We start from the raw sequence: 15,599 nt of genomic DNA on the forward strand, positions 1-15,599 counted from the left end.
GGGAGATGCCGCCATGGCGATGATGCTGCCGGACGAGTTGGCCTGGCTGCTGGAGATGTTGGGTTTCGATTGGCCGACGGCCAATGAGGACCACATGATGCAGGCCGCGCAGACGTGGCGGGAGTTCGGGGCGCAGGTCGGGGACATCCAGTCGGACGCGATGCGGTCGGCCGGGAATGTGACGTCGGACAATTACGGCGAGTCGATCGACGCGTTCGTCGAGAAGTGGGACAAGTTCTCCGGCGGTTCGGGGTATCTGGACGATGCCCGGCAGGCGGCCGAGGTGATCGCGTCGGTCTTCGATGTCGCGGCGATGCTGATCATCGGGATGAAGATCGCGGTGATCATTCAGTTGATCGTGCTGGCGGTCCAGATCGCGGTGGCGGCGGCGACGGCGGTGGTCACGTTCGGGATCTCGGCGGCGGCGTCGGCGGCGATGACGCAGGTGACCCGGATCGCGGTGCGCAAGATTTTGAAGGAGGCCGCGCAGGCGCTGTTGGAGGCGGCGCTGGAGGCGGTCAAGGAGCCGTTCGTGTCCGCGCTGGAGGAGATGAGCAAGGACCTCGTCGCGCAGACGGTGAACCAGAACTTCGGCGCGCAGGACGGCTACAACCTGGGCCGCACGGCGGATGCGGGCAAGACGGCCGTCAAGGACGGCTTCGACAACTTCGGCCAGACGCTGGGTGAGTCGCTGCGGGACGGGGCCGGGAGCCGGGCCGGGTCGCATGCGCGGGGCGGGTTGGACAGTGCGGCGGGGAATGGGTCGTCGTCGGATGCGGGGGCGGATGCCGGTGCGGGGGCCGGTACAGGCTCCGGTTCTGGGGCTGGTTCTGGTGCCGGGTCCGGGTCCGGGTCCGGGGCCGGGGCCGGGGGTAGTTCTGGTTCCGGATCGGGGGCCGGGGCGGGGGCTGGTTCTGGTGGGACGGCATCCGGTGGTTCCGGGTCCGGTTCCGGTTCCGGTGGTTCTGGGGCCGGTTCCGGAGCCGGGGCGGATACGAGTGGTGGTGGCGCCGGTTCGGGGTCTTCCGGGTCCGGCGGTGACGGGGGACGTGCGACGGCCGGTTCCTCGACTTCCGGAGGTACCGGAGACACCGGCGGCTCGGGCTCAACAAGCAATGGCAGCACGGGTGTTGGTACGCAGGCCGGCTCGAACGGTGACTCCGGATCGACGTCCTCCCCGACACCGGCCCCTGCCCCAACGCCGTCGTCCGATCGGCCGCTGACCCCGTTCGACGCGGGCTACAACGAGCAGCAGTCCGCGTCCGGATCCGCCGCGAGCCCGTCGAGCACGCCGGACGCCGCACCGTCGTCCGGAACACCGGACGTATCGACGGGTACGGACGCGCAGCGCAACGGCAGCAGTGAGACGCCCGCGCCCGCGGCGCAGTCGGCCCCGTCCTCCGCGGTGCCACACGCGCGCGTGGAGGCGGACGTGACCACGCCGTCGCCCGCGCCGACCTCCACGCCCGACACGGCGCCGCCCGTCGGGCAGCCCGATCCGTCCCAGGTCATCAACACGGCGTCGGAGAGTGCCGCCCCGGTACAGGAGTCCACCAATTCTGCCGTACAGACCCCTTCGCCAGACCGCGGCAACGATCTGTCCACCGCGACGGACCCACGTACCCAGGTCCAACAACCCACGGCGACGGCGATGCCGGCGGGCACCCCCACGCCCACCGACACCTCGTCATCCACGCCCACCTCCACTTCGACGACGCCGGGCTCCATACCCGGCGCGGGTGCGGGCGCCCACACGGGCTCCGACTCGCCCTCGCGTACGTCGTCCAGCCCCACGTTCCACTCCCAAAGCGCCACGGCCACCGAGGCCCACACCCCGACCCGCCCCTCACCCACGGCGAACCCCACGCCGACCGGTGACCAAAACTCCACAACGCCGACCCCGAACCAGACGCCGAACGTCGCACCGACCGCGGCCCCGGGCCCGATCACGAACACCCCCACCACGCCGGCCCAGGGCCCATCACGCCAGCCCGACCCCACGACGAACCCCCGTACGGACACACCCCGTACCGAGACCCCCCAACGCAGAACCCCCACCTCCACACCGACCCACACCGAGCCGACATCCCCCTCGACGCGCCACCCCAACACCCCCACCAACAACAGGCCCGGCACCACCAACTCCAACCCCAACACCCCGAACCAGCCCAGCCTGTCCTCCACGCCGACCCCGAACCAGCCGTCGAACCAGGCTCCAAGCCAGACGCCGAGCTCGGCGCCGAATCAACCTACGAATCAGGTTCCGGGCCAGACGCCGAACCAGCCTGCGAACCAGGTGCCGGTCCAGGTCCCGATTCAGACCCCGAACAACAACCCCAGCGCCCAGCACCCCAGTTCGAACGGCCACCCCGCGCAGAACTCCCCCGACAGCACCCCGCCGAAGCAAGAACAGCCGGCGCCGCTGTCGCAGGGCCAGAGCCTCCGGCAGATCCGCGACAGCCTCAACCACGCCCCGTACGGCCTGCTGACGCCGGACCCCGCGCACCAGCAGGCCCTGGCCAATGCCGTCCCTCGCAACGAGGACGGCACGCCCCAGCGCCACCCCGACCCCAACGGCGAGTGGGCTCAACTCCAGAACGACGGCGGACTCTCGCAGCCGGGCCGTTCCAACAACTGCCTCGACAACGCCCGTGCAGGCCTGTCCACCTGGTTCGGTGACCCCCAGGTCTCCGCCCCCCGCACCCCGGACAAGAACCAGGACGGCTCGCTCGACACGATGTCGCCCGAGCGCGACTCGTACAACAACCTCGACGCCTGGGCGGGCCGCCCCCAGATCTGGGCCGGCGCGGACCACCCCAACCCGTACGGCCGCATCGCCCACCACCTCCAGGAGGCGGGTCCCGGCTCGGCGGCCGTGGTGGGCGTGCAGTGGCCGGGCGGCGGCGGACACGCCTTCAACGTCTACAACCACAACGGCCAGATCATCTGGGTCGACCACCAGACCGGCGAGGTCAGCCCCAACCCCATCCACACCGGCGCCGCCGGCGTCCGCTACGTCCCCTTCGACCCCAACGGCCAGACCATGGACGCCCCATGGGAGAAGAAGCAAGACACGGAACCCGAGGCATCGGACGCAACTGACTCGTCCAACTCCCCCAACACCTCCTCATCCGCCGATGAAGAGACCACCTCAGGCAACGGCGATCACTCCGGGTACGGCTCCGCTCCTCAGCATGCAGCCGTCCCCGCCGACACTCACTCCAACGTCTCTGGATCCTCGCCACGTCGAGCAAAGCAAGAGCCGGCCTCCACTCCCCGATCGGCACCCGCCCGCAGTACACCGCTCACTTCCTCACTTGACGACACCACCTCGACGCCTCGGTCGTCTTCCGAGTCCACACCGACGCCTCCTCTGGACGCGGGCGCCGACGACACCGGCGTCCCCGCGACGGAACGTTCCTCGCGCGACGAGATGACCACCTCGCACAGCAGCGCAACTCCGTCCGAAAGCAGGGCCGACGACGCGTCGGCCTCTACAAGCAGCACCGGGGGCCCGACTCTCCATGCAGGCACAGACCTGACGCAGATTCACGACGGGCTGCGGCACTCACCAGGTGGCCTTCAAGATCGCGATCCTGCGGATCAGCGGGCGCTGGAGCAGGCCGTGCCCCGGGACCCCGATGGCACACCACAACGCCACCCCGACCCCACGCTGCCGTGGCTGGATGTGCTGAACGACGGCGGCATGGACGTCCCGGGCAGGAGCAACAACTGCCCTGACAACACACGCGCTTTTCTGGAGACCTGGTACGGAAACCCGCAGGTGGCCGCCGCTCGGACAGTCGATGTGCGGCCGGATGGCACGCTGGATCTGTACTCCCCCGAAGACCGGGCCAACCAGAACATCGCCGAGTGGGCCGGGGCACCGCACACGTACGCCGGTACTCCACCGACCTCTTACGACCGCATCGCAGACGACCTGCTTCGTGCTGGTCATGGTTCTGCCGCGGTGGTGCAAGTCAATTGGGACCACGGAGGCGGGCACGCGTACAACGCGGTCAACTATCATGGACGCATCATCTGGGTGGACACTCAGTCCAAAGAGGCTAGCGAAACCCCGATCAACACACAGGGTGCCGGGGACATGTTCTACATCCCGCTCGGGCCCGACCGTCAGCCGCTCCACCCACAACCGGACGACTCCACACCCCATACGTCAACGGCGCCGCCTCCTGACCCGGACGGTGAACGCCCCGCCGCGGCAGAACCCACCGGGGCACCCGAGGATCACCCGCATCGCGATCCAGCGGAGGACGGCTTTCTGCACGACCCTCCGGACAAGGTGCCCGCACGGTTCGGCCCCGAAGCGCAGCAGCGCATCGGGTCGACCGAACAGGGCTGGAGCGACAGCGACTTGTCCCGCATGGTCGAGCACGCCCGCGCGGACGATGATTTCTTCAAGGAGTACGCTGTTCCGGACTCAGCGGCAGCCAGGCACGAAGGTGGCGACAGATTCCGTGGGGAAAAGACAGCGAATTATGCTGCCTTCAAGTTCAAGCTCGACCCTAGTTCCGACAACAAGGAATATGTCGTGCTGGCCCGAAGTTACGGCACATCGGGCCCCATGAAGGCGCTTCCCGGTCAACCGCACACCAGCAAGGCCAAGCATTCGGAGCGCACAGCCATTCAGTATCTGGCGCACCTGAACCAACAACTCGAACCAGGCCAGTCGATACGCGTGACCGAGGTGTACACGGAGCGCGCACCTTGCCCGAACTGCGCCGCCTACATGTACCGCACGATCGGCAAGGTTCAGACGATGCACAGCGTGGACTATCCTGTATCGGCCACGGACGAAGCAATTTTCAATGACCACATCGACGATGTCATGAACAATGTCGACCATTTCAAGCAGGATCAGAGTCACAGCGCCTACGAGAACGGGGCGGTGCTGCTAAGTGATCTACTGAGCGCGAACGGGGCGGTGGACTGACGTGGAATTCACGCTGATCGGTCGGGCCACCGTTGCCGCCCGGCTCGTGAACTGGCTCGCCGAGGACGCCCCATGGGATCTGGTGCGGGTCGTCACGGGATCCCGAGGTTGTGGAAAGTCCTGGTTCACCTCTTGGGCGATCATGGCTTCCGACTCCGACGCCCGGGAGTACGTCCCTACGGTCGTCGACGAACTGCCGCCGGTTGGGACAATCGATCTGGCCCTCGACTGCCGTCAGCGCACGACGGCCGAGTTGACCGCCGCTCTCTCGCAGGCTCTGCTGCCGGACCGCGAACCGCCTCCGGGAAACCCAGGGAGGCTGCCTCTCATCGAGTTGGCGCGCGCGGCCGAGCGCAGGGGGCGGGCGTTCACCGTCGCACTCACGGACATCGCCGACAGTGGCCGACTCCGGGGCAGCGGTGAAGCGGAGAAGGTGGTGGAGCACCTTGTGCTGCCTCTGGTCACTGCGGCAGAGCGGGTGCGACGTTCCGTCACGGCGTCACGCGCCCCGGTGCGTCTTCTGGTCGATCTCCCCCAGGACATGGCGGCCGCGCTGACGGCCGCCGCCGGGCTGCCCGATCCAGCCGTACTCGATCTGGACGCGGCGCCCTTCGCGCCTCCTCGTGCCGAGTTCGGCGACTGGGTCCGGCGGCTGCTGGCACACCAACGAGGCCAGAGGCTCGGTACGGAGCAGCAGGTGCGAACAGCTCAGTTGATCTGCGAACAGGCCTGGCCGAACTTCCTGTTCGCCGAGACGCTCGCGATCGACTACCGCTCCCGCCCCGCCGCCTCGCTCCCCGACTCCCTCGATGCGCTGCCGCGCGGCCTGGCGCACGCTTGGCACGACATGGTCACCTTCCGGAGCGCGGGCCGGGACCGGCTGGACATGGTGGCTGCTCCCATCATGCTCGCGCAGGGGGAACTCGGTATGCCGGAGTCCTTGTGCGCGGGAGCCGTCAAGGCTCTGACAGGCCGCGCCTGCTCGATACAGGATCTGCGGCACCGGCTCGACCTGCTACGGCCCTATATCTCGATGGAGCAGGTCGAGACCCTCCGGGGCCCCCGTGCCGTCAGGTATTTCCGCCCCAGCGACGAGGCACTGTCCGACGCAGTCCGTTCCGCCTATGGCTCCAGTGCGGTGGAAGCGGAGCGACGCATCGCCCAGGCTTTGGCACGACACATTCCCACCGACATGACCGGTCTGCTCGCACCGGACGGCACGCTTCGGTTGTCTGCCGAATTGGAGTACGTCACTGCCCAGGGCCTGGGGCATGCGGTAGCGGCACAGATGCTCGACGACTGGCTCGACGCCCCGTCCGTGTGCCTGCTGGCCGAGCCGGAGGCGCTGGCCGAGGCGCTCCGGGGCGCCCCTGCTCCGACGACCGACCAGGCGGCGCTGCGACGCTCCGCCCTGGTGGAGGAACAAAGGCTGTTCGCCGGGGCTCCGGCCGCGGACAACCTCGCCGAACGGGCCGCCCGGCTAGCGCTGGCAGCAGCGATCGTCCAGGACCGGCCCCTCATGGAGTGGATCGACAGCTACGGCCCGCGCCTTCCCTGGACCGTCGCCTGGCTCCACTGGCGCCCCACCGAGGTCTTCGACCCCGCGGCGTTCGATCCGCACTGGCCCGGTCCTGTCCGTCCCGTGGCTGCTCGCCTGGTCGGGGACGACGTCCTGCTGTGCACACGCGGCGCGGTCGACGGAACCGAGGCGTGGTGGCGCGTCGCCGACGGTGCGGCCGTGCCCGCTCCGAGCGCGGTCGACGAACACCTCGAACTCCTCGACGCTTCCGCGCACAACATGCCGACCGCTGTGCCCGGCCTCGCGGACGGACAATGGCTGTGGCAGCACATGGTGGGCGAGCACGTCGTCGTTTCGGGGCCGAGCGGTTTTCTATGCGTGGCCCCGGCCGACGTGTCCGCGAAACATACGCCGAGCGACGTCCCGGCTCCTTACCCGCCCCGTCCCGCCTGGCGACCTGAGCTGCCCTTGCGCGAAGAGGACTTGGAGCAGCTCTTCACCATGCTCGGCGGTCCCGTACGCACGTCGCAGGAACGACTGGCGGAGCTGACGTCCCTGCCACAGGACGTACGCCGCCTCCTCGGAACCGTGGGCCTGCCCCTCACCGGCATCTGGTTCGACGGTCTGGACAGCTGCGTCACCGAGCTGCCCTCCTTGGCAGATTTCCTCCCGGAGGAAGAGCCGCCCACCGCAGCCCAGGGCGAACTGCTCGTGCTCTGTTACCTGATGGACGAGGAAGAGCCCGTCTGCCTCGACCCGGTGTCGGGGCAGGTTCTGGTCTATGACGACGACCGCCGGCTCGCAGCTCTGAACTCCTCCCTGGGCGCGTTCCTGGCCTGCCTCGCGACCTGTGTATGGGGGCTGGCCTTCGCACGCGAGCGTTGTCCGGGCGAGCGTTCCGCCTTCGAGCAATTCGTGCTCGAGGCGTTGACGTTGATCGACCCCGTTGCAGCAGCACCGGAGAACCCGGCCTGGCCGCGTCTCATTTCCGACGCGATGATCTACACCCTGGAGTTCGAGTGAGCGAGCCGACCGACCTTGCGACAGGGCCGGGATACGCAGCGGTCTGCCGATACCGGACTCCGGACGGTTCCGAGCACACTCGAATCGCCAAGAGCGGCCCCGGCCTTCCGCACCCGGAATGGCAGATCCGGAATTTCCTGAGTGGGTCCACGCCTCCGGGCACGGTTGCTGTCGAGTTCTACTGCGAGCTGGAACCTTGCGCCGTTCCGGGCGGCAACTGCGCGGCTCTCCTCCTTCGCGAATGGCCGGGCGTCAAGGTGTCGCACAGTGCGGAGTACGGAGGTGACGCGGCCTCACGTATCCGTGGTGTCACGGCGCTGGAGAAGCACGTACGGGACCTTGCTGTTCGGGAGGGGCGGACGCCACCCCTCGGGACGCTGCGCGAGCCACTGCCCGCACCGGGTGCGGTCCCCCAATTGCCCGAGCCCCACCCAGAGGACGTCCGGGTTTCGCTGACGAGAGCCTTCGGGGCCGATTCCGTCACCCGGTACCCCGCTCCCACCGACGGCGACGGTGGCCAGCAAGGCGCCGCACGGAGCGCCGTGTGCGCGGTCGGTCTGCCCACCAGCTTTCCCCCCTTCTTCCGCGCGGACACCGCCCCGGCCACTCAGCTGTGCGATCTCACTCGCTTCGCGCAGATCAATGGAACCGACCTCCGAGCCGAAGTTCGGGAGAGCCATCAGCAGCGCGGCTATCTCCGGCTCGGGGACGATTTCGGACGCGAAATGTGTTTGGAGCAGGCCACAGGGCGGGTGTGGTCAGTGGAACTGACTTCCGGATGGGCCTCGTTCGTGAACTCGGACGTCCTCCGCTTCGCCGAGTGCCTTGCGCTGCTGGCCCGTCGATGGCCGGCTCGACGCGGCCTGAACTCTCGTCAGGCCGCGGTCGATACTGCGGAATTTCAGCGAGATCTCGCTGCCATCGATGAAGCATGCCTGGCTGGAGTCAACCGATGGTGGGCGGTCATCGTCGAGCAGATGTGGAACGGACTTCTGTGAAGGCGCGTGCCCAGCCAACAATCGGCACTCGCCCGCCCTCTGGTGGAGTAGCAAAGTGAACCCTGCTGAAAACCACGGCCCCACACCTCCCCGCAGTCCCGACGAGGCACTGGAGACAGTACTCCGCACCTACGGTCGACCAACCAGACCGGACGGCACACCGCTGCCCCTGCGGGTACGTGAGTTCTCCGTCGGGTACCTCGTCCATGCCGCGGCCCCGCCCCTTCCTCCTGCCGACGGCATACCACGCCCCGCAGCGCCAGGTGGAAGCTGTTTCATCGTGGCCAAGGACACCGGGCAGACCACCCCCGTTCCCAACTACCCGCCCGACCGGGCGATCGACGTCTACCTCCGTCACATCCAACGGCTCGCACCGGACGTCGCGCAGCGCCCCATCGATTCCTGACTGCCGTCGGCCGACTCTCGCTAAGCTGAGGGTGTTTGCCATGGAGTGATGGAAAGGGCTGGTGCGGCGTGGGGAACACAGGCGAGACGCCGGAGGAGATCGAGGCCCGTAAGGAGCGCGAGAAGAACGAGTTGTACGCGCTCGACATCTCCGGCGTCACGTGGGAGAGCGCGCCCGGTACCGAGCAGGACGAGGAGCGCGTCGAGATCGCGAAGCTGCCCGGTGGCGCCGTGGCGATGCGTTCGTCGCTGGAGCCCGAGACGGTGCTGCGGTACACCGAGGCGGAGTGGACGGCGTTCGTCCTCGGCGCCAGGGACGGGGAGTTCGACCTGGAGCCGGCTCCGCGCAATGGTGGCGCGGAGGTCTAGTAGCCGTACCCGTACGTACCTGTCGTAGCCGGCTGCGTCGGCAGGTCCGCGTCCAGTACCGATGCCGCCTGGTGTGCCAGCGCCGCGACGAGGCGGGACGGCAGCCAGCCGGGGGTGAGGAGCGTCGAAGCATGGTCCGTTGAGCCGAATCCGGCGGGGCGGGAAGCATGGCCGGCGCTCAACTCGGCCACCACGTCCACCAGTTGCGGTCGCCGCACCGGGTCACGAGACAGGCATCTGCTCACCAGTGAGCGCAGCGGCGCCGGGAGTTCGTCCCGTTCGGGCACCGTGTGGCCCGTCGCCGCGTACGCGAGGGTCGCGCCCAGTGCGTACACGTCGCCGAGCGGGCGCGGTTGGCCGCCCGCCGCCTGCTCCGGCGCGAGGGCCGTGACGTCGACGCCCGGCAGCTCGCGTCCCACCGCTCCGTCGGGTGCCGCCGCCCGTACCGCGCCGAAGCAGTCGAGGCGTGGGCCGTCGAAGGACAGCAGCACGGCCGCCGGGGAGAGCCCGGCGTGGACGAGGCTCTGGCCGTGGACGACGGACAGCGTCTCGGCGAGGGCGACGCCGAGTGCGCGCACGGTGCGCTCCGGGAGCGGGCCGCCGTGGAGTGCGAGCGCCGTGGGGAGCGGCAGTACGGGGACGTAGGGGCGGGTGTGCCAGGGGGCTCCGCCGGGTGGTGCGAGTTCGACGGTCGGGAGCGTCCAGCTGCCCAGGAGGTAGCGTGCCGCGTCGGCCTCCGCCATGAAGCGGTTCGGGTCGACGCCCGGGGCCGGGGTGCTCAGCAGGACCGTGCGGTCGCCGCCGGGTGTGCGGGCGATGCAGCGGGCCGCGGGCGCCGCGCCGACGCCCTCCTGGTCGATGGACGTGAGCAGCAGGTACGGGCCCATCTGCCGGCCTCCGCCTCCGCCCCCGACGCTCTGCACGTGCGATCACTCCCCCGATACGAAACCTGACACGAAAACCCGACAGGGCCCGCCACGCCACCGACCCTACCGCCGCCTAGAACACCGACAGCGCCTGCACCGTGCTGTCCATCAGCAGGAAGACCCGGTTCCCACCGACCGCGAGCTGCGTGTAGTGGGGGCGTGGGAACCTCGTCGTCCAGGGGTTCTTGCCGTCCTTCTGCGGGATGCCCTTCAGCTGGAGCTCCCCGATTCCGTCGCCGTCGTCGACGGACCAGATGCTGGTGCCCTGCGTCAGCACCCGGCTGGCCGTGGACGGGCCGACCGCGAACCACTCCTGGTTGCCGTCGGCCCGGTTGTGGCAGCGGGTGACGTCGACGGCGTTGGCGTACACGCGGTTTCCCTGTACCTCGGGCGGGCCCCACTTGCTGTACACGGAGTCGGCGCCGCCGAGCGGGAACGTGCTCCACTCCCGGTTGCCGTCGCGGAGCCGGTAGGCCTCCAGGGTCTTGCCGTTGAGGTAGACCATGCCGTCGGCGATGGCGGGGCGGACGACGGACTCCGACTCCGCGGACTGCTTCCACGCCGTGCGGCCGTCGTCGGTGCGCACCGCGAGCACCGTGCCGTCGGTGGCCGGGACGACGAGGACTCCCCCGCCGACGGCGGCCGGGCCGTGCAGCTTCCTGCGGAACTTCGCGGGCACGGTGACCGTCCACCGCACCTCGGCGTCCTCGCTGTTGACGCAGCGCAGCCGGTCGTCCTTCGTGATCAGGTAGACCGCGTCGGGGCCCGCGGCGAGCAGCGTCTCGGCCTCGGCCTGCGCGCACGTCCACTTCGCCGCTCCGGTGGAGGGCACGAAGGTGTGCAGCGTGCCCTGCTCGTCCGCGCCGACGACGAGCCGGTCGGCCAGTGACACGTAGCCCGCCTTGGCCCGCAGGCCCTCCGCCGACCAGCGCCGCTTGCCGTTCTTGACGCCGTACGCCCCGATGCCGCCGGAGCCGAGCGCGAAGACCAAAACGTCGCGCACGGGCAGCAGTTCGGGCGTGGTGGCCTCGGCCGTGGTGACGGACCACAGCTTCATGGACCCGCCGTTCTCGGAGTAGTCGTCGGCGGGCTTGGACTTCAGGGCCTGTACGGGGGTCCTGGCGGCCGCCGGGATGTCGAACAGGGCGCTGTCGGGGCGCGAGCCGTACCACCACGCGGCCGTGCCGCCGCCGACCGCGGCGACGGTGCCGCCGACGGCGAGCGTCGTCAGCAGGCGTCTTCGCGACATGGCGGGCTGCTGCGGCTGCACCCCGCCGATGACGGTGGTCGCCAGGTGCCGGGCGCCGGTCTCCCGCTCGGTGATCGCCTCCGCGATGGAGCCGCGCCGCCACGTCTTCTCGGCGCCCTTGGGCGGCCGCATCGCCTCGGCGATCTGGGCGGGCGTGGGGCGGTGGGCCGGGTCCTTGGCGAGGCAGGGGGCGATCAGTGCGAGCAACTCCGGGTTGATTCCCTGGAGTTGGGGCTCGCCGTGCACCACCTCGTACTGCACGGCCGCCACGTGCCCGCCGTCGAACGCGCGCCGCCCCGTGGCCGCGTACACGAGCACCGCGCCCAGCGAGAAGATGTCGGCGGCGGGTGTGACGCGGCGGCCGAGCACCTGCTCGGGGGCCCCGTACCCGGGAGTGACCGGCACCTCCCCGGTCGTGGTGAGGGTCAGTCCGTGCTCGGGCCGTGCGATGCCGAAGTCGATGATGCGCGGGCCCGTCGACGTCAGCACGATGTTCGGCGGCTTGAGGTCGCGGTGGATGAAGCCGGCCGCGTGGATGTCGGCGAGGGTGTGCGCGAGGGAGGCCGCGAGGGCGCGCAGGGTGGGTTCGGGCAGCGGTCCGTGCGCGTCGACGGCCTGGTCGAGGGTGAGGCCCGCGAGGAACTCGGTGGCCATCCACGGTCGGCCGCCCTCGGTCCACGCGCCCAGGACGTTCGCGACTCCCTTGCTGCGTACGGCCTGCGCGGCCTGCGCCTCGCGCACGAACCGCTGGGCGAGGTTGGTGTCGTGGGCGAGTTCGGGCTTGAGGACCTTGACCGCGGCGAGCGTCCCGGCGCCGTCCTGACCGACGTACACCTTGCCCATGCCGCCCTCGCCGAGCACGCCGAGGACGCGGTAGGGACCGAGGCGGAGGGGGTCGCCGATGCCGAGGGGTTTCATGTGGGGCCTTCTGCCGGGGTGGCGGTCGTGGAACGTATGCGTGCGTGGGGGGGGTGTCACTTCATGGGGTACGCGGCGAGCTTCGCGTTGTTGCTCAGGGAGAGGATGCGCGTGCGTTCCGGGTTCGCGTAGAAGCGGTCGCCGTCCGTCTTGTACGTCCACGCGACCTCGTGGCTCTCGAGGTCGACGGCGTGCAACTGCGCGCCGTTGCGGTAGTACGCGCACTGTTCGCCGATGAGCGGGCGCCACGCCCTGGACTGCTCGTCGGCGCTGCCGTCCTTCTCCACCCACAGCCGCCGGCCACCGCCCGCCTTGTACGCGGCGAGGCCGATGCCCTCGCCCACCGCGTACACGACGCCGCCTTCCAGGGCCGGCGGGCCGAACGCGCGGCCTTCGGGCGTCTGCCACTGCGCCTTGCCGTCCTTGAGGCGCACGGCGCTCAGCCGGGTGCCGCCGATGTAGAGGTGGGTGTCGTCGGCCGCGATCCCGGCCCACAAGGGGGAGACGTCGTCGACGATGTACGGGACGTCCCACAGGACGCCGCCGGTCTTCAGGTCCCGTACGACGATGTGGGGTTCGTCCTCCTTCACCTGCTGGTACGTGATCAGGCGCCCGCCGGCCACCTTCGCGTTGATGATGTACATGGACTGGTCGAGCTCGTCGCGCCGGGGCAGCGGCTTGGTCCACAGGGTCTTGCCGGTCGCGCAGTTCACGGCGCGCAGGGTCCACTTCTGCGCCTTGGCGTAGCCGAGCTTCTCGCCGGTTCCCTTGCCGACGACCACGTAGGCGATGTCGTCGGCGACGCAGAGGAGTTGGTTCCCGTCCAGCTGGTCGGTGGTGTCGGCGAGGCGGGCGATGGTCTTGATCTTCTTGCCGGTGCGCGGGGCGATCGTCTCGACGGCGACGGGCGCGCCCTCCCGGTCGTCCTGGTACACGCTGTAGGTCAGGTGGTAGAGCTTGCCGTCCGCGGTGGTCCACTGCCAGCCGCTGCCGATGTGGTCGTCCCACTTCTTCGCGCCGTCGGACACGGCGAGGCCGCGGGCGTACCCGCGCATCGCGACGGCGACGCCGTCGACCATGGCGGGGATCATCGCCTTTCCGCCGTCGACGACGCTGGTCTCGAAGTAGCCCTCGTCCTTCCAGAGCGGCTCGAGGTTGCGGCGGACGCGGGTCTTCTTCCCCTTGGGATCCGCCGCCTTCTTCTGCTCATCCGAGGAGCGGCCGGTCCACCACAGGGCGCCGCCGGCCGCGACCGCGCCGACGCCGAGGACGCCTCCGGCGGCGAGGAAGCGGCGTCGTGTCGCGGGCGCGCCGGCGGTGGAGTTGGCGCCGGAGTGCACGGCGGTGGACTGCGGGAGCGTGTGCGTCAGGGGCGCGGCCAGCCGTTGCGGGGCGGGCTGCCATACGAGGGTGGCCCGGCGGCCGATGTCACCGAGCAGCGCCTCGGACAGGTGGTCGGCGAACTCGCCCGCCCCGGTGTGGAGTTGGGCCGACAGCTCCTGCGTGGTGGGCCGCCGCGCCGGGTCCTTGTCGAGGCAGCGCGCCAGTACGGGGGCGAGTCCCGCGGGCACGCCCGTGAGGTCCGGCTCGCCGTACCGCACGCGGTACAGCAGGTCGGCGGCCTGTCCGTTGCCGAACGCGCCGCTGCCGCGGGCCGCGAACACCAGCACGCCCGCGAGCGCGAACACGTCTCCGGCCGGGCCGTGTTCCTGACCGGTGGCCTGTTCCGGGGACATGAACGCGGGGGTACCGACGGCGGATCCGACGCGGGTCAGGCGGTCGTCGCCGATGGCCCGTGCGATGCCGAAGTCGATGACCTTCGGACCGTACGCCGTGACGAGGATGTTGGACGGCTTGAGGTCGCGGTGCACGACGTCGCTGCGGTGCAGTTGGCCGAGCGCCCCGCACAGGGCGGCGCCCAGCGCGCGCACGGTCGTCTCCGGCAGCGGTCCGCCGGCCTCCACGGCCTCGTCGAGGGGCGGCCCGAGGACGTACTCGGTGGCCAGCCACGGTGTCTCCGCCAGCGGGTCGGCGTCGACGACCTTCGCCCCGAACTGGCCGCCGATGACGCGGGCGGCGTCGATCTCCAGCCGGAAACGGGTCCGTCCGGCCTGGTCGGCGGCGAGCGCCGCGTGCATCGTCTTCACCGCGACGGTGCGCCCGCCTGCGGTCCGCGCGACGTACACGGTTCCCATGCCGCCGCTGCCGAGCCGTGAGACGAGGCGGAACGGGCCGAGGTGTACGGGGTCGTCGTGGGTGAGCGCGGTAGGCATGGGGTGAGTTCTCGCCGTGGTCGGGTGCGGTGCGGGTCAGTGGGGGCGCGGTACGCACCCGGGCGGGGCGCCGCCCCTCATCCGATTCCGCACGCCATGCCCTCCCCGCCGCCGTCCGCGCCGCGACCTCCCCGGTCACGGCGCGGCGAGTCTAGTCGACGGGGTGTGGACAGGCCTGCCGTGCGGGCGGTTTTGGTGATTAGGCTGGGACGGGACGTGTCCTGTGTTCCCGCGCACGCGTCAAGGGGGGCGGGGGCTCGACCACACCAGGAGGCATTGTGAGCAGCGATCGGGACGATGTCCGCGGGGGCGGCGGATCACCCGCCGGCGCCCCGTCCGGCGCGGGACCCAGTGCCGAGCGGCCCGCCGACGCCCCGGGCGAGTTCACGGGCGAATTCACGATCGACTACGCGCCGCCGCCCTGGTATGAGCGGGCGGGTTCGTGGAGTGGTGGGGGGAGTTGGGGTGCGGGGGCGGGGGCGGGGTCGGAGGGGGTGCCGGGGGATTCAGCGGGGCCGGGGGCTGCGGTGGGGCCGGCTGGGCAGGGGGCTGCGGCGGGGCCGGCTGCGTCGGTTGGGCCGGTAGCGCCTGCGGCTCCGGGGGTGCCGGTCGCGTCGGCGGCTCCGGGGGCACCGGGAGCGCCCGCAACTCCGGGAGCGCCCGCGGCTCCGGCGGCTCCGGTCACCCAGGCAGCATCCGCGGCACCGGTAACTCCGGTGGCTGCGGCGCCGGTCGACCCGGCGGCTCCGATGGCACCGGCAGCGCCCGCAGTTCCAGTCACGCCGACGGCTCCGGGTGCCCCAGTTGCACCGGCAGCACCGGCAGCACCGGCAGCGCCCGCCGCGTCGGCCGGTCCTGGCTCCACCGCCGATGCGTCTGATGGCGGGCTCGATGACCGAGGCGCTGAGGGCGGGTACCTGACCGGCGGGGATCTGGAGACCGGGGCCACCCTGCGTATCTCCGCG

The 15,599-nt window shown here is 70.5% G+C and carries 8 protein-coding genes and 1 pseudogene; 6 read left to right on the forward strand and 3 right to left on the reverse strand.

The genetic code is table 11. The annotated features are described in order from the left end of the window. Positions 1-13: 13 nt before the first annotated feature. From ACFV9W_RS16630 to ACFV9W_RS16650, 5 genes are all read left to right on the forward strand, one after another. Entirely contained in the window at positions 14-4,954 is a 4,941-nt protein-coding gene (locus ACFV9W_RS16630; protein ID WP_385760955.1) for a toxin glutamine deamidase domain-containing protein, read from the forward strand. Position 4,955: 1 nt separating this feature from the next. Next, on the forward strand, positions 4,956-7,496 hold the full coding sequence (locus tag ACFV9W_RS16635; protein ID WP_385760958.1) for an SUKH-4 family immunity protein: 2,541 nt from the start codon (positions 4,956-4,958) through the stop codon (positions 7,494-7,496). Continuing rightward, complete coding sequence (locus ACFV9W_RS16640; protein WP_385760961.1) at positions 7,493-8,494, forward strand: SUKH-4 family immunity protein; 1,002 nt, start codon at positions 7,493-7,495, stop codon at positions 8,492-8,494. Before ACFV9W_RS16635 ends, ACFV9W_RS16640 begins: the two co-directional genes overlap by 4 nt. Before the next feature lie 280 nt (positions 8,495-8,774). Further along, positions 8,775-8,900: a hypothetical protein gene (locus ACFV9W_RS16645; protein WP_385760965.1), complete on the forward strand. Its 126-nt coding sequence runs from the start codon at positions 8,775-8,777 to the stop codon at positions 8,898-8,900. A gap of 68 nt (positions 8,901-8,968) precedes the next feature. Continuing rightward, on the forward strand, positions 8,969-9,268 hold the full coding sequence (locus ACFV9W_RS16650; protein WP_385760967.1) for a DUF397 domain-containing protein: 300 nt from the start codon (positions 8,969-8,971) through the stop codon (positions 9,266-9,268). Here ACFV9W_RS16650 and ACFV9W_RS16655 read toward each other — a convergent pair. The 3 genes from ACFV9W_RS16655 to ACFV9W_RS16665 all read right to left on the reverse strand — a co-directional run bounded on the left by ACFV9W_RS16655 (position 9,265) and on the right by ACFV9W_RS16665 (position 14,634). Beyond that, positions 9,265-10,155: a serine/threonine protein kinase gene (locus ACFV9W_RS16655; protein WP_385761358.1), complete on the reverse strand. Its 891-nt coding sequence runs from the start codon at positions 10,153-10,155 to the stop codon at positions 9,265-9,267. The two genes, ACFV9W_RS16650 and ACFV9W_RS16655, sit on opposite strands and share 4 nt — an antisense overlap. 112 nt (positions 10,156-10,267) lie before the next feature. Beyond that, positions 10,268-12,361 carry a protein kinase gene (locus tag ACFV9W_RS16660; RefSeq protein ID WP_385760970.1) on the reverse strand — a complete coding sequence of 698 codons (2,094 nt, stop codon included), beginning with the start codon at positions 12,359-12,361 and terminating at the stop codon, positions 10,268-10,270. Between the two features lie 56 nt (positions 12,362-12,417). Beyond that, entirely contained in the window at positions 12,418-14,634 is a 2,217-nt protein-coding gene (locus tag ACFV9W_RS16665; RefSeq protein WP_385760973.1) for a protein kinase, read from the reverse strand. 278 nt (positions 14,635-14,912) lie between these two features. Here ACFV9W_RS16665 and ACFV9W_RS16670 point away from each other — a divergent pair. Next, positions 14,913-15,056 (forward strand): annotated as a pseudogene (locus ACFV9W_RS16670) (SCO5717 family growth-regulating ATPase); the annotation flags it as partial. Between the last annotated feature and the right edge of the window lie 543 nt (positions 15,057-15,599).

Origin of the sequence: Streptomyces sp. NPDC059897 (assembly GCF_042730865.1) — a bacterium.
In the GTDB taxonomy this organism is placed as follows: domain Bacteria; phylum Actinomycetota; class Actinomycetes; order Streptomycetales; family Streptomycetaceae; genus Streptomyces.